Origin of the sequence: Halorussus sp. MSC15.2, assembly GCF_010747475.1 — an archaeon.
In the GTDB taxonomy this organism is placed as follows: Archaea; Halobacteriota; Halobacteria; order Halobacteriales; family Haladaptataceae; genus Halorussus.
Window position 1 is genome coordinate 139,955 of the sequence record NZ_VSLZ01000004.1, and the last position, 16,654, is coordinate 156,608.

The 16,654-nt window shown below is 68.0% G+C and carries 15 protein-coding genes; 9 read left to right on the forward strand and 6 right to left on the reverse strand.

The annotated features are described in order from the left end of the window. Window positions 1-33: 33 nt before the first annotated feature. A complete protein-coding gene (locus FXF75_RS15605; protein WP_163522784.1) occupies window positions 34-999 on the reverse strand; it encodes a hypothetical protein in 966 nt (321 codons plus the stop codon). A 270-nt stretch (window positions 1,000-1,269) separates the two neighbouring features. On the opposite strand from FXF75_RS15605, the gene FXF75_RS15610 reads away from it, so the two are divergent. The 3 genes from FXF75_RS15610 (at window position 1,270) to FXF75_RS15620 (ending at window position 4,521) form a co-directional block, all read left to right on the forward strand. Beyond that, on the forward strand, window positions 1,270-2,286 hold the full coding sequence (locus tag FXF75_RS15610) for a Gfo/Idh/MocA family protein (RefSeq protein ID WP_163522785.1): 1,017 nt from the start codon (window positions 1,270-1,272) through the stop codon (window positions 2,284-2,286). 98 nt (window positions 2,287-2,384) lie between these two features. Next, complete coding sequence (locus FXF75_RS15615) at window positions 2,385-3,128, forward strand: cytidylyltransferase domain-containing protein (protein ID WP_163522786.1); 744 nt, start codon at window positions 2,385-2,387, stop codon at window positions 3,126-3,128. A gap of 49 nt (window positions 3,129-3,177) precedes the next feature. Next, complete coding sequence (locus tag FXF75_RS15620) at window positions 3,178-4,521, forward strand: aminotransferase class III-fold pyridoxal phosphate-dependent enzyme (RefSeq protein ID WP_163522787.1); 1,344 nt, start codon at window positions 3,178-3,180, stop codon at window positions 4,519-4,521. A 10-nt stretch (window positions 4,522-4,531) separates the two neighbouring features. Here the strand turns inward: FXF75_RS15620 and FXF75_RS15625 are convergent, their stop codons facing one another. Both FXF75_RS15625 and FXF75_RS15630 read right to left on the reverse strand, forming a co-directional pair. Continuing rightward, on the reverse strand, window positions 4,532-5,656 hold the full coding sequence (locus FXF75_RS15625; protein WP_163522788.1) for a DUF1616 domain-containing protein: 1,125 nt from the start codon (window positions 5,654-5,656) through the stop codon (window positions 4,532-4,534). A 2-nt stretch (window positions 5,657-5,658) separates the two neighbouring features. Continuing rightward, window positions 5,659-7,860 (reverse strand): hypothetical protein, encoded by a 2,202-nt coding sequence (locus FXF75_RS15630; protein WP_163522789.1) that lies wholly within the window; start codon window positions 7,858-7,860, stop codon window positions 5,659-5,661. A gap of 378 nt (window positions 7,861-8,238) precedes the next feature. Here FXF75_RS15630 and FXF75_RS23365 point away from each other — a divergent pair, with 378 nt between their 5' ends. Genes FXF75_RS23365 through FXF75_RS15645 form a run of 3 tightly spaced genes read left to right on the forward strand, consistent with a single transcriptional unit; the run spans window position 8,239 to window position 11,144 of the window. Then, window positions 8,239-9,690 carry a DUF58 domain-containing protein gene (locus tag FXF75_RS23365; protein ID WP_163522790.1) on the forward strand — a complete coding sequence of 484 codons (1,452 nt, stop codon included), beginning with the start codon at window positions 8,239-8,241 and terminating at the stop codon, window positions 9,688-9,690. A 9-nt stretch (window positions 9,691-9,699) separates the two neighbouring features. Continuing rightward, on the forward strand, window positions 9,700-10,188 hold the full coding sequence (locus FXF75_RS15640; RefSeq protein ID WP_163522791.1) for a hypothetical protein: 489 nt from the start codon (window positions 9,700-9,702) through the stop codon (window positions 10,186-10,188). After that, a complete protein-coding gene (locus FXF75_RS15645) occupies window positions 10,185-11,144 on the forward strand; it encodes a hypothetical protein (RefSeq protein WP_205427710.1) in 960 nt (319 codons plus the stop codon). The genes FXF75_RS15640 and FXF75_RS15645 overlap by 4 nt, the downstream gene beginning before the upstream one ends. Before the next feature lie 56 nt (window positions 11,145-11,200). Here the strand turns inward: FXF75_RS15645 and FXF75_RS15650 are convergent, their stop codons facing one another. The 3 genes from FXF75_RS15650 to FXF75_RS15660 are packed head-to-tail and all read right to left on the reverse strand — an operon-like array spanning window position 11,201 to window position 13,725. Beyond that, window positions 11,201-12,193 (reverse strand): MoxR family ATPase, encoded by a 993-nt coding sequence (locus FXF75_RS15650; protein ID WP_163522792.1) that lies wholly within the window; start codon window positions 12,191-12,193, stop codon window positions 11,201-11,203. A gap of 51 nt (window positions 12,194-12,244) precedes the next feature. Beyond that, window positions 12,245-13,450 carry a DUF4350 domain-containing protein gene (locus tag FXF75_RS15655; protein ID WP_163522793.1) on the reverse strand — a complete coding sequence of 402 codons (1,206 nt, stop codon included), beginning with the start codon at window positions 13,448-13,450 and terminating at the stop codon, window positions 12,245-12,247. Continuing rightward, window positions 13,447-13,725 (reverse strand): hypothetical protein, encoded by a 279-nt coding sequence (locus FXF75_RS15660; RefSeq protein WP_163522794.1) that lies wholly within the window; start codon window positions 13,723-13,725, stop codon window positions 13,447-13,449. The genes FXF75_RS15655 and FXF75_RS15660 overlap by 4 nt, the downstream gene beginning before the upstream one ends. A gap of 221 nt (window positions 13,726-13,946) precedes the next feature. Here FXF75_RS15660 and FXF75_RS15665 point away from each other — a divergent pair, with 221 nt between their 5' ends. The 3 genes from FXF75_RS15665 (at window position 13,947) to FXF75_RS15675 (ending at window position 16,638) form a co-directional block, all read left to right on the forward strand. Next, entirely contained in the window at window positions 13,947-14,921 is a 975-nt protein-coding gene (locus FXF75_RS15665) for an aldo/keto reductase (protein ID WP_163522795.1), read from the forward strand. 215 nt (window positions 14,922-15,136) lie between these two features. Next, window positions 15,137-15,835 (forward strand): hypothetical protein, encoded by a 699-nt coding sequence (locus FXF75_RS15670; protein ID WP_163522796.1) that lies wholly within the window; start codon window positions 15,137-15,139, stop codon window positions 15,833-15,835. Between the two features lie 173 nt (window positions 15,836-16,008). Further along, a complete protein-coding gene (locus FXF75_RS15675; RefSeq protein ID WP_163522797.1) occupies window positions 16,009-16,638 on the forward strand; it encodes a hypothetical protein in 630 nt (209 codons plus the stop codon). The last annotated feature ends 16 nt before the right edge of the window (window positions 16,639-16,654 follow it).

The window sequence follows — 16,654 nt, forward strand, 5'->3', positions numbered from 1 at the left end:
TGGTCGGCCCGAGATACGGTATCGACCAGACGGTCACAGATACCCGAGCGCGGCCAGTTGGTCGTCGGTCACCTCGGTCGTCCGGTCGCGTTCCTCCGGCGGGTCGGCCCGAATCTCCCGCCGTTCGTCGGTTGGTAACTCGAACCACGGCACTGAGACCAGATTCCCGTAGTGGACGAACGGTTCGTGGCCGTAGAGTCTGGCGGGAATCGGACGCGTCCGCTCGCCGAACAGTTCGCCGTGGTCCGCGGTTATCACCGTCTTCCCGTCGAGGTTCGACGCGAGTCGCTCCGCCTCGTCCAGCGCTATCTCCAGATTCTCCCGGTAGGCCTTCTTCACCATCTCGACGTCGAGGGGGTGGTTGGGGTCCCAAACGACCTCCTCCATCCACCTCGCTCCGGCCACCTCCTTTCCGCCGAGGTATTCTGACTGGAGGTACTGGCCGTACTCCCCGATGAACGGGGCGTGAGGCTGCATGTAGTGGACGACGAGGCGCTTGTTCGGGAACTCCTCGTGTGCGGCGATAGCCTCCTCGGTCATCTTGTCCGGGCGAATCGCTCTGAACGTGTCGTAGGCCTCCAACAGGGAGTTGACGCTGTGGAACGTCCCCTCGGACAGTTCCCTGACGTACGGGTTCGCCGTCACGTACACCGTGTCGTGGAGTTCCCTCCCCTCGAAATTCCGGTGGACGAACTCGATGCTGTGGGAAGCGCCCGACCTGACGCGGTGTAAGTCACCGTCGAGCCAGTTCGTCTGGGTGAACACGTCGTATCGCGTGGCGTCCAAGATGACGAGCGTGTCCCAGTCGGCGGCCATCACGTCGAGCGCGTCCGAGTCGTCCACGTACCGGTAGTAGAGTTTGTTCAGATTCACGCCGAGACTGTTGAGTTCGCGACGGACGGCCCACGGCTTGTGGACGGCGGTCTTGAGACTCCCCAAGTCGTACTTCTCGAATCTCTCCCGCACCCACCGCGAGAACGTGAACTTCTCTATCCCCATTTCCGCTACTGTAGATGACCTTCTTCCTATTATGCGTTTGCCCGGTCGAAGTTCGTGGGAGAAAACCGGTAGAAAACGTAGGGGTGTCGAGATTCCCGCCCGAATCGTCGAAGTCCGACTGCCGACTCGTCGTCTCAGGTATCGAGGTTCTGCTCGCCCGCGCAAGCTATTACTTGATGGCGGGCATATCGGTGCGTCGGCAATGAACGGGAGTACATCGGGTCGTGTCGGCACGAGAGGCACGCTGGCGTCTATCGCCGACGGCGAACGATGAACGGACCGCCTGCCGGGGACGAGTGTTCCTCGGCACTGATAGTGGGGTGCGGGTCCATCGGGTCGCGTCACGCGCGGAATCTGTCCGAACTGGGTCTTGAACTCTCCGTGTTCGACCTCGACGAGGCGCGCCAGACGCGTCTCGCGTCCGAGGTGGACGCGTCCGCACCGAGTTCGCTGGACGCCGCGCTGCAGACCCGACCGGACGTGACCGTCGTCGCCACGCCGTCGAACCACCACGTGGAACCCGCTCTGGCGGCCGCCCGGGCGGGGTCGCACCTGTTCGTCGAGAAACCGCTGTCGAACGACACCGAGGGAGTCGGCGAACTCCTCGACGTCGTCCGGGACCGGGACCTCGTGACGATGGTCGGGTCGAACTTCCGGTTCCACCCGGCAATCGAGACGATTCGCGAACTTGTGACCGACGGACGCGTCGGGAACGTCGTCTCGGCCCGCATCGAGGCGGGGTCGTACCTCCCGGAGTGGCACCCCGAGGAGGACTACCGGGACCTCTACTCCGCGAAGGAAGGGGTCGGCGGAGCGGTGCTGGACTTCGTCCACGAGCTAAATTACGCTCGATGGCTGTTCGGCGAGGCGGAGGCGGTCACGGCGATGCTCGGCCGGGAGAGTTCGCTGGAGATAGAGACCGAGGACACCGCGAGCATCGTCGCTCGGTTCGAGGACGGCACGCTCTGCGAGATTCACCTCGACTTCGTCCAGCGCGCGTACAGTCGGTCGTGTCACGTCATCGGCGAGCGCGGGACCGTCAGGTGGGAGTGGGAGGAGTCGGCGGTCCGACGCTACGACTCCCGGCGGGAGTCGTGGGTCGAGGAAGCGGCGTGGGGCGACGACTGGGAGGTGAACCGGATGTACCGCGACGAGATGGAACACTTCCTCCGGTGCGCGGCGGAGCACCGCGAGACGCGGACGCCGCTGACCGAGGGCCGTGCCGACCTCGAACTGGCGCTCGCGGCGAAGGAGTCGGCGGCGACCGGTCGGCACGTCCGACTGTGAGGTGACGTCGGAGGCGAATCCTGCGCGTCGGTTCCGGTCACGCTGATGGGGGACCGTACGCTGCGAATACTCAAGGGGCGCTACGTCGTGGTACCGACATGCGAGAGAGGACCGTCGCAATCGTCCAAGCGCGGATGGGTTCGACTCGCCTCCCCGAGAAGGTTCTGGCGGACATCGGCGACGAACCGATGCTGTGGCACGTCCACGAGCGAGCGCGGAGCGCGTCACTCGTGGACGACGTGGTCGTCGCCACGTCCACGGAGTCGCAAGACGACGCCGTCGCGGAGTTCTGCGAGGACCGCGGTATCACGTACCACCGGGGGAGCGAGGAGGACGTGCTGGACCGCTACTACGAGGCGGCGACCCGGAACGACGCCGACGTCGTCGTCCGCATCACGGCCGACTGTCCGTTCCTGTCGCCGCCCGTAATCGACCGGGTCGTCCGGACGTACGAGAACGGCGACGCCGACTACGTGACCAACACGCTGGAGTACACCCACCCGGACGGACTCGACGTCGAGGTGTTCGGGTACGAAGCGCTCGAACGCGCGTGGAACGAGGCCGACGACCCGGCGGAGCGCGAACACGTCACCTACTACCTGCGCGAGTCCGACGAGTTCAGTTCGCGGAACGTCGAGAACGTACTGGACACGTCGATGTACGAGTTCACCGACGAGGACACGATTCTCCGATGGACGGTGGATTATCCGGCGGACTTGGAGTTCGTTCGGGCGGTGTACGACCGCCTGACAGAACGCGGTCACTGGCTGTTCGACCAGCAGTCGGTCTTCGAACTGCTCGAACGCGAACCGGCGCTGCGTGAGGTCAACGAGGACCGCTGACCCGGTTCCGGCACGAACAGTTATTAGGAGCATTGTCGATACTGACGGTATGCCTGACCGGTCTGATAGCTCGGGGAGTCGCGCTCGCCGCGAGAAGACTCACGAGCGCTACGAACGCGCGAAGGAACTCATCCCCGGCGGGACCCAACTCCTCTCGAAGCGGGCGGAGATGATGGCTCCCGACCAGTGGCCCGCCTACTACAGCGAGGCCGAGGGGGCGCGCGTCACCGACTTGGACGGGAACGAGTACGTCGATATGAGTTTCATGGGTATCGGAGCGTGCGTCCTCGGGTACGGAGACGAAGACGTGGACGCCAGCGCCAGACGGGCCATCGACGAGGGGGTGATGGCCACGCTGAACTGCCCGCAGGAGGTAGAACTCGCCGAGGAACTCGTGAAGATGCACCCGTGGGCCGACATGGTCCGGTTCGGCCGACCGGGCGGGGAGGCGATGGCGATGGCGGTCCGACTGGCGCGGGCGTACTCGGGCGAGGAGACCGTGGCGTTCTGCGGCTATCACGGCTGGCACGACTGGTACCTCGCGGCGAATCTGGAGACCGACGAGAACCTCGAAGGCCACCTGCTGCCGGGTCTCGACCCGAACGGCGTCCCCGAGAGCCTCGAAGGGACGAGCAAACCGTTCCACTACAACGAAATCGAGGAACTGGTACGCATCGCACGCGAGAACGACCTCGGCGCGATAGTGATGGAACCGATACGGAACGAGGAACCCCGAGACGGCTTTCTGGAGCGCGTCAGGGAAATCGCAGACGAGGAAGACGCTCCGCTCGTGGTGGACGAGATTACGTCGGGCTTCCGGGCCACTCCCGGCGGCTACCACGCCGCGCTGGACCTCGACCCCGACGTCGCCGTCTACGGGAAGGCGATGGGGAACGGCTATCCCATCGCGGCGGTCGTCGGCCGCGAGCGCGTGATGGACGAGGCCGAGGAGAGTTTCCTGAGCAGCACGTACTGGACCGAACGCGTCGGGCCGAGCGCCGCCCTCGCCACGCTCCGGAAGTTCCGCTCGGAGAACGTCCACGACCACCTCGTGAGCATCGGCGAGCAGGTCACCAGCGGATGGGAGGACCTCGCCGAGGACCACGGCGTCGAGATAGCGACCAAGGGATTGGCCCCGCTCACGAAGTTCGTCGTGAAACACGACGAGGGGCAGGCGGCCAAGACCCTGTTCACGCAGGAGATGCTCGACCGCGGATACCTCGCGGGGAACGCCATCTACACGAGTTACGCGCACACCGAACCGATGGTCGAAGCGTATCTGGACGCGGCGGACGACGCGTTCGCGTCGGTGGCAACCGCGCTGGAGGAGGGGAGCGTCCGCGAACGACTGAACGGACCGGTAGCTCACACCAAGTTCGAGCGACTGAACTGAGCGCCGGTACTCAGTCGCCGACCGGCCCGACGGCCTCGTTCCGCGAGTCGGTGACGTTCACCCAGAGGTGAGTCTCCTCGTAGGCGTTCGCCACGCGTGGGTCGGCGGGCGGTTCGCCGCGATACAGCAGGTACTGGAGTCGGAGGTTCGGCCCGGTCATCGTCGGCGTCACGGTGTGGCGGTGCTGCCACGTCTCGTTCGGCCCGAGGACTGTCCGGAATCGGTGGAGGTCCCGGCGTTCGACCACCGTGGCGTTCCCGCTCCCGTTGTCCGCGACGCGCTGGAGTTCGACGACCACGGTGTAGTTGGTGCGCTCGCCCTCGCGGTTGGTGACGCCGACGGTCAGTCGCTTGCTCTCCCCGCGGACGAACTCGGTCGGGTAGTTCTCCGCGGTCAGTTGCCCGTCGCCGGTGGACGAGAGCAGGTAGAACTCGGTGTACTGCTGGCCGCGTTCGGCGGACGTGACCGCGTACCCGACGCTTCCGAGCGCTAGTATCATCGACACCGCGAGCGCGACGTTCAGCAGTCGGTCGGTGCGCGTCTCCCCGGCGAGGAGACCGGACCGGGCCGCGGCGTACCACTCCCGGTACGGGACGCGGAATCGGTCCCGTGGCGGGAGGCTCCACCGGCGCACGGCGGCGACGACCGCCGTAGCGGCCGTGAACGCACCGACCGAGAACACGATGGGAACGAGTCGGACGCCGACCGGCGTGAAGTTGAGTACCACCCCGAGCAGCGGGACGACGGCGAGACTCAGGCCCAGCGACAGCGCGAGGCGTTCCCAACCACCGATGGCCCGGAGTCGTCGGACGCCGGAGAGAAACGTCACGTTCCCCCTCGCGCTCTCGGTGGACTCCGGGTCGGTGGAGTCGGCGTCCTCGCAGCCGAGGTTCGCCGGTCCAGCGTCTTCGCTTCCGGCGGGGCCGCGCTCCGGGAACAGCGCCGCCGTGAGCGCGTATCCGGGCGCGAGGAGCGCGAACGCCAGTCCGAGACCGACGCGGAGCGACGAGTCCGCGAGGACCGGCAGGAAGACGACGAGACAGGTCGCCGCGTCGAGCGCGAGGACCGCCGCGAGGTCCGCGGGGAAGCGTCGCACCGGACGCGGGACCAGCAGTCGGAGGGTACGGCGGTCCATGGTCAGTCCGCGCCCCTCCCGGTCGGTCCGGCGTCCGCGTTCGTTCTGGTTGCCCCGGCGTCCGCCTCGGTCTGCTCGACCAGCGACGACCCCGCGCTCAGCGCGGCCTCCGCCGTCTCGGCCGAGAGTCCCCGCGAGGAGAAACGCGCCCGCTCGTAGGCCTGCGTCACGCGGCGGAGCGCGTCGAGTTGGTCGTCCGGCAGACCGGCGTTCCGACAGCGGGCGTAGAGTTCGGCGTGGGTGACCGGGCGGTCGTCCTCGAACTCGCTCGCGAATCTCCGACGGACCGCGGCGTACGCCGTGTTGACCGCGGAGTCGGCGTCGCCGCGGTCGAGTTGCTGTCGCGCGAGCGGGAGGAGTACCGTCCGGTGGTCGCCGACTGATTCGGCGGTCGAACCGCTCCCGCGGTCGGTCTCGGGCCGTCCGCTCCCGCCGTCCGATTCGTCGCGGTCCGGCCGGAACCGCCCGGCGAGCGCGTATCCCGACAGCGCGACTCCGCATCCGACGAGCAGGAGCGCCCACCACGGCGCGGTCGTGACCGTCCGGACCGCGGCCTCCAGCGCCGAACCGGGTCCGCCCGGTGTGGGAACGGCGAGCGTCTCGGCGCTTCGCGCCGGCAGTAACCCGCGATTACCGTCGAACGACGCGGCGGCGGTGACGTTCCCGTCCTCGCGCGCGGACTCGGGAATCTCGATTCGCGCGTCGTAGCGACCCGCGCCGTCAGTTTCGGCCACCACGAGCGCCTCGTTCCCGTCCAACTCGACGTGAATCGCTCGGCCCGCGAGCGGTTCGCCGTCCGCGGTGGTGAGTCTGCCCGCGGCGCGGAGCGTCGTCCCGTTTCGGGAGGCGTTCAGCGAAATCGCGGTATCGACGCGCTCGACGGGGACGGTCGTCGTCGCGTTCGCGGGAGCGAGCGCGGCGTTCCGAAGCGGGAGCGAGACCGCTACCGTACTCCGGTTGGCGGTGACTGCGGTGGGGAACCGCCCCGAGACGACGAATCCGCCGTTCTCGCCCGTCCTGGCGTTGCCGAGGTACTCGTCGCTCGCGGTGAGTCGGACCGGGACGCCCGGCACCGGCGTCCCGTTCACCGTCACGTTCCCTCGCACGGTGACAGTCCGATTGGAGGCGACGCTGTCGGGCGTCTGCGTGAGGCGAACGGTCGGTTCCACCCGCCGGACGTCCACCGGAATCGACGCGTTCGAGGTCCGGTAGACCGACCGATTGTCCGGGACGAACCGAACTCTGACTGCGGAGGCGTCCGGCGAGAGATACGTGGGTCGGTACGCGACGCGGAACTCGCCGGTGGCGTCGGTGCGCGCGGTGACGTTGGTCTCGCCGACGCGGAACGTGGCCGTCCGGTTCGCCACCGGCGTTCCGTTGGCCGCCCGGAGTCGGCCGGTGACCACCAGCGGGTCGGTGAACGACGCGGTCCGGTCGCCGTTCGCGCCCACGGTCAGTTCGGTCCGCACGAACGACTCCCGTTCGACCTCCCGCTGGCGGGCGGTGACGTTGGCCGTCCGGTTGGCGACGATGCGGCGACTCTCCGAGAAGTTGGTGTCGGTCACGTTCGCGGCCGCCCGGTAACTCGCCAGCAGCGCGTCACCGCGGCGCTGGACGCGGTTCGAGACGCTCCGGAGTTCACGCGCGAGTCGCCGGGCGCGACGCTCGCTCCCGTTCTCGCGGGCGGTTCGATACCGGTCGTACGTGCGCTCGTACTTCCTCACCGCCGTCAGGAACGCCTGTTGCTGCTTCCGGGCGCGTTCGAGCGCATCGACGTTCGCTGACTTGCCTTCCATCTCGTCGGTGATATCGGCGTACTGCTCGTACTCCTCTTGGTACTCTTCACCGACGACCTTCTTGGCGGCCTCGTACTCGCCCTTCTCCAACTGCTTCGAACTGCGCTCGAAGCGCTTCCCGAGTTTACCGGCCAGCCACGCCTCCACGCTCCCGAGACCCTCGTTCTCCTCGATGTCCGACGGGTTCACCTGCCGGACCGTGGAGTTGTTGCCCGACTGGCCGTCGTCGGGCGGTGGTGCGGAGTCACCCGGCGCTGACGCCGTCGGACCCGTTTCGGCGATTCCGCCGCCCGAAGCCGACTCGGCTCCGACGCCACCGCCGAGCAGACCGACGACCAGCGTCGCGGAGACGAGCGCGACTGCTAGACGGTCACCTCTCGCGCCGTGTCTCTGTAGTAGGTCTCTCATGGCGGCGTGTGTTCGACTGCTCCGGACCGACGAACGGGCCGCAGATAGAATAAAAACCACGACCGTTTTATTGAAGCTGACTGTTTTGCTCCCGGCGGAACCGTCCGGAGAGAACTGCTGGATGGGAGAGGCCCTGAGGGGCCGGTCGTCGTCTATCGGACGCTCCGAACACTGCGACCCGCTTCGAGACCGCCGTTATCGTCGAATTAGTCGGACTGTACTGGCTTCCTCACACACAGCACCGTATCGCGACCCCGAGCCAGCGAGAAGACGCCGACGAGTAGTCGGTGAAACAGACGGCGCTTAGACCGCCGTATCCGGACGTTACCGAACGAACGACCGATATATTCAATGCTAACGCCGAAGTTACGTTCCGTCGTGCGAGCCGAGCGACGCTACTGGGGGGTGGCCGTCGTCGGCGCGTTGCTCGCGCTCTCGGCCGTCACCCTCGACCGACCCGTGCTCCTCGCGGGAGCCGCGGGTATCGGCGCGTGGTTGCTCTCCCGCCAGTTCGACTTCATCCGGGCCTCGACCGCGGTGCGGTCGGACCTCCAAATCGAGCAGGACCCCGACCGCCTGACGACGCTCACGGACCAGCGGGTGCCGGTCACTCTCGGGGCGCGACTCGCGGGTCCCTCGGCGCTCTCGCTCCGCGTGGAGTCGCGCCCGCCCGTCTCGATGCGCCGCGCCGCGGGCGGCGACCGGAGCGCGGAGCGTACCGACGGCCCGGTCCTCAGGCTCCCGCCCGGCGAAACCTCCGCACGGCGGACCGACACCTACGAGTCACCGGTCGCCGGGGACCACGCGTTCGACGCGCCGAGGGTCACCGCGGCGGACCCCGCGGGCCTGTTCAGCCAGCGGTTCCCTCACGGTCCCGAGGCGACGATTTCCGTGGAACCCCGCCGACCGCGCGACGTCCACGTCGGCGAGGGCGGCGAGCGAGTGATGGCGACGGGCGGCGACCGCTCCGGTCGCCGCAGCGAGAGCGGACTCGAATTCGCGGAACTGCGCGAGTATGTCACCGGCGACCCCGCCCGGAACATCGACTGGAAGACGACTGCCCGGATGGGCGAACCGTACGTCCGGGAGTACGAGAGCCAACCGAGACATGCGACCGCGCTGGTGTTCGACCACCGGGCGTCGCTCGGGCAGGGACCCGACGGCGCGACCAAACTCGACTACCTCCGGCAGGTCGCGCTGGCGGTCGCGCGGAACGCCCGAGAGCGCGGGGACCCCGTCGGACTCTACGCGGTCGGCGACGAGGGACCGACCGAACTCCTCGGCCCGGAAGTCGAGGACCGGCGATACGAGGAGGTCCGACGAGCGCTACGCGAATCGACCCCGACCGCGGCGGTCGGCGGTTCGGGCCCGAGCGTGACCCCGGCGACCGCCCGCCGTCGGGCCGACGACCTCGACGGCGACGCGAGCGAGTACGCGACGACGCTCCGGCCGTACTTCGAGGCCGCCGACCGCTACGTCTCGCAGTTGGACGACCACCCGCTGGCCGAGACCGTTCGGGTCGCTCGCTCGCGGTTCAAGTCCGCGGACCTGAACGTGCTGTTCACCGACGACGCCGACCCCGTCGAGACTATCGAGACCGTCAAACTCCTGCAACAGGGCGAGAGTCGCGTACTGGTGTTTCTCGCGCCGAGCGTCCTCTTCGAACCGGGCGGGTTGGCCGACTTCGAGCGGGGATACGCCCGGTATCTGGAGTTCGAGGAGTTCCGTCGCAGACTCGAACGCCTCGACCGCGTGACCGCCTTCGAGGTCGGACCGGGCGACCGGGTGGACGCCATCCTCGACGACCGCCGACGCAGGGCCGAGACGTAGTTCACGACCATGACAGCGAACCTACCACCGACGGAACGGCCGGGCGCAATCGAATCGCGAACGACGGCGACCGGCGTCGCCGCGCTCCTCGCGGGGGTCGCACTGGTCGCCGGTATCGGGACGACGAGCGCGGGTATCGCCGCGGGCGCACTCGTCGTCGGAACGTGGGCGCTCGCGGGACCCGTCTACGCCTTCGCCTTCGGACAGATTCTGTTCGCGGCGTTCGCGCCCGCTCCGACCGGCGTCGAACTCGCGGTCGCGCAGGCCGGACTGTTCGGCCTGCTCGCAGTCCCCGTGAACCGGGACGCGCCGCTTCGGACGGTGGGTGCGTTCGTCGTCGCCAGCGCCGGACTGGTCGGCGTCGGTGCGGGCGTCCGGGACGCGACCGGCGAACTCTGGCCCGCGGCGCTGGCGGTCGGCGCGGCGGTGGCGCTCGTGGCGTACGGTCTCCACCGCTACGAACTCGTGGTACTCGACCTCGTGGAGGCCGACGCGTGAGCCGTCGGACGAACTCTCGGGACTCCGAGTTTTCGGGTTCCGAGTCCCCGAACGGTGGGTCGTCGAGTTCCGAATCACCGCCTTCCGACGCGCCGAACGCTGACCCGGACGACGAGGCAGTCGCCGACGAGTCGGGGACCGAACGACTTCGGGCGCGGGTCGCGGTGTTGGAGGAGGAGAACGAGCGACTCCGGCGCGAGTACGCCCGTTCGAAGCGGGCGCGACACCGCCGCACCGCGCTCGGTCTGTTCGCCGTGGGGGCGGCGGCCATCGTCGGCGGTCTCGCGCTCCCGCCGAGCAGGGAGGTGCTGTTCGCGCTCGGCGGCACGGGACTGTTCGCGGGCGTGCTGACGTACTTTCTGACGCCCGAGCGCTTCCTCCCGGCGGACGTCGGAGAGAGCGTCTACGACGCGCTCGCGGAGACACGGAGCGCGATTCGCGCGGAGTTGGGTCTCGCCGACGTTACCGTTTACGTCCCCCCGTCCGAAGGACGGACGCGTTCGTCGCGCGTCTTCGTCCCGCAACGGGCTGACTACGAACTGCCCGACCGGGACGCGCTCTCGCGAACGTTCGTCACCGCCGAGGGGAACCGTCGCGGCGTCGCGTTCGACCCCACCGGCGAGGCACTGGTCGATGCGTTCGAGCGCGCGCTGTCGTCGTCGCTGGCCGACGACCCCGAGACGCTGGCCGACCAACTCGCGGACGGCGTGGTCCAGCAGTTCGAACTCGCGGAGAGCGCGAGCGCCGACACGGACGAGCGGCGAGTCACGTTCGGGGTCTCGGGGAGCGCGTTCGGCGGCGTGGACCGCTTCGACCACCCGATTCCGTCGGTCCTCGCGGTCGGTCTCGCACGCGGACTCGCCCGCCCTGTCGAGGTCGAGACGGTTCGGGCGTCGGACGACGACGAGTACGAGTATCTCGTGACGTGTCGCTGGCGTTCGGCCGACGAGACGTAGCGAGTTCTCGGCACGCCAAATACGAGCGGACCGCGTCGGTCGGCGAGGAGGGCGCGTCAGTCGGTGGTGTCGGTGCTCGGCGGTCGTGCGGGTTCGACCTCGGTCTCGCTCCCCGGCGGTTCCACGCCGTCGAGAACGTCGTCCACGACGTGCTCGGGCGACACGTCCGCGAGTTCGGTGTCGGCCTCCAGTACGAGTCGGTGGACCAACGTCGGTCGGGCGAGCGCCTTCACGTCGTCGGGGATGACGTAGTCGCGGTCCCGGATGGCGGCCCGCGCCTTGCTCACGTGGAGGAGCGCCAGCGTCGCCCGCGGCGACGCGCCGTACGCAATCTGGGAGTTCGACCGGGTCCCGGCCACCACGTCGAGGAGGTACTCGCGCACTGGCTCGGCGACGTGAACGTCACGAACTGCGTCGGCTGCCTCGTAGAGTTCTTCGACCGAGACGACAGACTCCACGTCCTCAGCGGTGAGGTCGGGGTCACGCTCGAACCGGTCGAGGATGGTCCGCTCGTCGTCCCGGTCGGGGATGTCGATGTCGAGTTTGAACTGGAACCGGTCGCGCTGGGCTTTCGGGAGTTCGAAGGTGCCCTCCATCTCGATGGGGTTCTGGGTCGCGACGACGATGAACGGCGTCGGGAGCTGGTGGGTGTCACCTTCGATAGTGACTTGGCCCTCTTGCATGGCCTCCAGCAGGGCGCTCTGGGTCTTCGGCGTCGCGCGGTTTATCTCGTCCACCATCACGACGTTGGCGAAGACAGGACCGCGCTGGAGTTGGAACTCGCCGGTGGACTCCCGGTAGACGTGAGTCCCCGTCACGTCGGCGGGGAGGACGTCCGGCATCATCTGAATCCGATTGTACTCCAAGTCGATGGCGGAGGCGAACAGGCGCGCGATAGTCGTCTTGGCGACGCCCGGCACGCCTTCGAGGATGACGTGACCGTCGGTCAGGAGCGCGATAGTGAGTAGTTCGACCGCGTCGTCGTTCGCCACGAGGACGCGACTGGTCTCGTCGGCGACCGCCTGATAGAGTTCCGCCGGGTCAGTCATTCTCGGAATACTGTCGAGACGGCCGATGATACATCTTTTGCCAGTAACGGCCTATTTCCGACCGTCTCGGGACTCGGCCGAGTCGCCCGATGCGTCGGGTCCCGACCCTCGGTCGGAGGGATTCGACTCTCCCGGACCCCGGTCGAGTCGGCGGGCGACCCGGCGCACCCTGTCGTCGCTCCACTCGGGGTGGCGACGCTGGACCGCGGCCACCACCTCGTCGGTGGAGAGCGTCGGCGACCGACCGTCCGACGCCGATTCGCCGCGGATACGGGCGGAAAGCCGACCCGCCAGTCCCGACCGGGACTGGTCGGCCCGCGTCCAGCGCGAGCGCATCTCGTCCGAGCGCGTCCAGACGCCGACGAGCGCCAGTCCGAACGCGCCGACCGCGACCTGCGCGAGCGGCGAGGCCCGGAGGTCGAGGACAGTCGCGACGAGCGGCGGCACCCCCGCCGAGTGAGAGTAGTCGAGGAGGACGCGGTCGCCGGTGGCCAGCAGCGACCGGGCGAACGCCCGGTTGTCCGACCGGTCGAGCATCGCGTTGACGAACACGCTGGGGTCGCTCACGACCACGACCCGGCCCGCGCCGACCCGCTCGACCGTCGCCACGGGACGGCGCTCGGGCGTCTCGGACGAGTCGAGCGTCCCGTTCCGGTTCCGGTCGAGGTAGGCGTACTCGGAGGTGTTGACCAGAACGGTCGCGCCGCCGGGTCGCACGACGGTCCCGTAGTTCAGCGTGAGCGCCGACACGTTTCCGACGAGCGGGTGGTCTGAACTGTTCGTCGCCACCGGGAGCGACGCCGTCCGGTAGTTGTGTCGCTCGTCGCGGACCGGCGTCCCGTCGATGCGGGCGCTGGTCCCCACCGCGGCCAGCAGCGGATTGGCGTTGCGACCGACGTCCGCGGCGACGACGAGCGTCCCGCCGCGGTCCACGAACTCGGCGACGCGTGCCGTCTCGTCGGGCCGGTAGGCGCTGTCGGGCGAGAGGACCACCGCCACGGAGTCGCTCGGCGCGACGGAATCGTAGTCCCGAGTGTCCCGGACGATGCTGACCTCCGCGCCGACCGCCTCGGCTTGCGTCCGTAGTTCCGACGTGCCGTCCCACCCGTAGTTGTACGCTCCGAACGCGGCGTCCGAGGTGGCGGCCCCCGTCACGCCCGCCGCGGCGACTGCGACGACGAGCGCGACGAGGAGCACGCGCGGCCAGTCGATGTCGGAGCGGTCGAACGCCCGCGCGTCGGGACCGTCGTCGGTCACGGCATCGCTCCCTCCGGCATGAGTTCGAGGATGCGCCTGCCGAGGACGTACGCGAAGACGAGGAGACCCAGCAGGACGAACCACTTGAGTCGCCTGCGCCACGCCGGAGTCACGTCGAACGGCGCGGTGAACTCCATCATCACGAGGAATCCGACCAGCGACGCGACCAGAAACACGCGCAGCGATAGCCCATCGACCACCGCGAGGACGAGGACCGCCGCGAGCATCCACGCCGTCTGCCCGTAGACGAACCGCCAGCGACGCGGGGTAGCCATTGGACGCACTTCTACGGCTTCTCCATTGAAGCTACCGCCCGTTCTCCGTGTCGTCATCGGAATCGACTGTCGAGTTCGCCGCGGCGGCGACCGGGGCGCAGCGCGGGGACAGGGTAGCCACCGCTTGTCGGCCCAAAGCGTGTCGTCCCGACGGTTCGGCGAACCCCGAACTCCCTGCCGCCTGACGGACCTTTTTACGCGCGCCGAGCGACTATCGGTCCATGGAGTACACGACGCTCGGCGACACGGGTATGGAGGTCAGTCGAATCTGTCTCGGCTGTATGAGTTTCGGGTCGAGCGACTGGCGGCCGTGGGTACTCGACCCCGAGGAGGGCGAGGAGATACTCGAGCGCGCCATCGACCTCGGCATCAACTTCTTCGACACCGCCAACATGTACTCGAACGGCGAGAGCGAGCGCGTCCTCGGCGACGCCCTCGACGGCCGCCGCGACGAGAGCGTGGTCGCGACGAAAGCCTACTTCCAGATGGACGAGGACGACCCCAACTCCGGGGGGCTGTCGCGGAAGGCTCTCGAACAGGAGTTGGAGAACAGCCTCGACCGACTGGGGATGGACACCATCGACCTGTACCAGATTCACCGATGGGACTACGACACGCCCATCGAGCAGACGCTGCGCGCGCTGGACGACGCGGTGCGCCGGGGGAAGGTTCGTCACGTCGGGGCGTCCTCGATGTGGGCTCGACAGTTCGCCGACGCGCTCTACACCAGCGACCGACTCGGACTCGAACGCTTCCAGACGATGCAGAACCACTACAACCTCGTCTACCGCGAGGAGGAGCGCGAGATGCTCCCGCTCTGTGACGAGGAGAACGTCGGCGTGCTGCCGTGGAGTCCGCTCGCTCGCGGCTACCTCACCCGCCCGCACGAGGACATCGACGCGACGACGCGGGGCGAGTCCGAGGAACACATGTACGAACATCCGTACCGCGAGGGCGGCGGAAAGGAGATTAACGAGCGCGTGCAGGAACTCGCCGCCGACAAGGGCGTGACGATGGCCCAGATTTCGCTCGCGTGGCTCCTCCACAAGGACTGGGTGGACGCGCCCATCGTCGGCACCACGAGCGTCGAGCATCTGGAAGACGCGGTGGAGGCCCTCGATATCGACCTCTCGGCCAGCGATATCGCGTATCTGGAGGAACCGTACGAACCGGTCGAGGTGTCGGGCCACGACTGAGGAGTGTCGAGACGCGACCGAGCGGCGACCGGGGAGGCGCCGAGCAATCCGCCGTAAAACGGTTCGTTTCGAGGCTTCCGGTGGCGATTATTCGGACTGGAGAGGGCCACTTAGGACCACATAGGGTCTTGGAGAAGGTACGCACCGAGAGGTGACACTGTGGCGAACAGCTAATTCAATAAACTCTTTAACCCGGTCACGAAAAGACAGCACTCATGCGACGCCGCGAATTCATCGCCGGTTCTGGCATCGTCGCCGCCTCCGCCCTCGCTGGCTGTACCGGAAGCAAGTCCCCGCCGCCTCGAAAGTCGAACGTCTTCCAGACCATCGAGACGAAAAGCGGGAAACTGAGAGTGGACCTCGAAGACAACACGTGGGTCAAGTCACGCTACGACGGTGGCGGCCAGAACGCGCTGGCCGACCCCGACGATGTCGGCGGTCTCAGTCCGGTCGGCGGTGCCCGCGCGAAGGGCAAAGGCGGTGGCGGCGGCCGCGGAGCCACGGGTCGCGCGACCGGCGGCTACGCCAGCGCACCCAAGACCGGCCACGGCCGGGCGTGGTGGCACGGCGGCGACTACGCCGACGACTGGTACGAGAACCACCAAGACGAGGTGTCGAAGTACGGCGTGGCCGTCGCCACCGTCGGCGTCGCCTACCTCGGCAGTTCCGCGGCGATGGAAGACGACAAACCCGGCGCGGGTCCCGTCCCGTGGGACTGCCGCGTCGATAACCCCGACGACACGGAGGCCTGCCAAATCGGTACCGACGGCTGGTATCGAGTCGGCGCGGAACTCCGAGAGAAGAACGGCCACGACTTCGATTGGGAGTGCGTGGACCTGAAGGTGGACGAGACGACCGGTTCCGACGCCGGATACGAAGTCGAAAAGCAGTGGAAGGTCTCGCCTCGAATCTGACATCCGGTAGCGTCCTCGCCCGACTCGGCCGATTCGCCCGGCCACTCGGCAGACTCGACCGACGCCCCTCCGATACCACGAAGATTACAAATGATACCTGAATACGTAGGCGCGATGCGACGCCGCGAGTTTCTCGCCGGAACCGGCCTCGCCGGCGTCGGCGGTCTTGCTGGTTGTCTCGGCGGCGCGGACCCGACGCCCCCGCCGCGAAAGTCGTTCGTTCTCCCCGAACTCGAAACCGACGCCAAGACGCTCCGAATCCGAATCGAGGACGCGCCGTCGGTGCGAGTCCGAGCGGACGCGAGCGGTCCCAGCACAACCGGTTCCGGACCGACGACGGTCCCGGCGCGACCGGTCGGACCGGCGACGCCGACGACTTCGAGGCGGCCCCCAAGACCCGCCACGGCCGGGCGTGGTGGCACGGCGGAGAATACGCAGCCAAGTGGTACACCGACCACCGCGGGGAGGTGACCAAACGCGACGTGACCGTCGAGGAGGTCGGCGTCGCGTTCTTCTACAACCACTGGGGCAGATTCGACCAACCGGCCCTCCCCGGCGCGGGACCGGTCGATTGGGACCGGACCTTCGGACCCGAAGCGGTCGGTGAACTCACCGACTCCGACGACGCGCTGACTCACGACCTCGACTCTCGGGACCGGTACCGCGTCGGCGCGCACGTCGTCACCGAGTCGGGCCGCGACCTCGGGTGGGAGTGCGTCGATTTCACGGCCGAACCCGAGACCAAAGACGGCACGCCGGGGTACTACGTCTCCGACCCGTGGAAGGTCTCGCCCCGAATCTGAGGACTCCTCAACACCG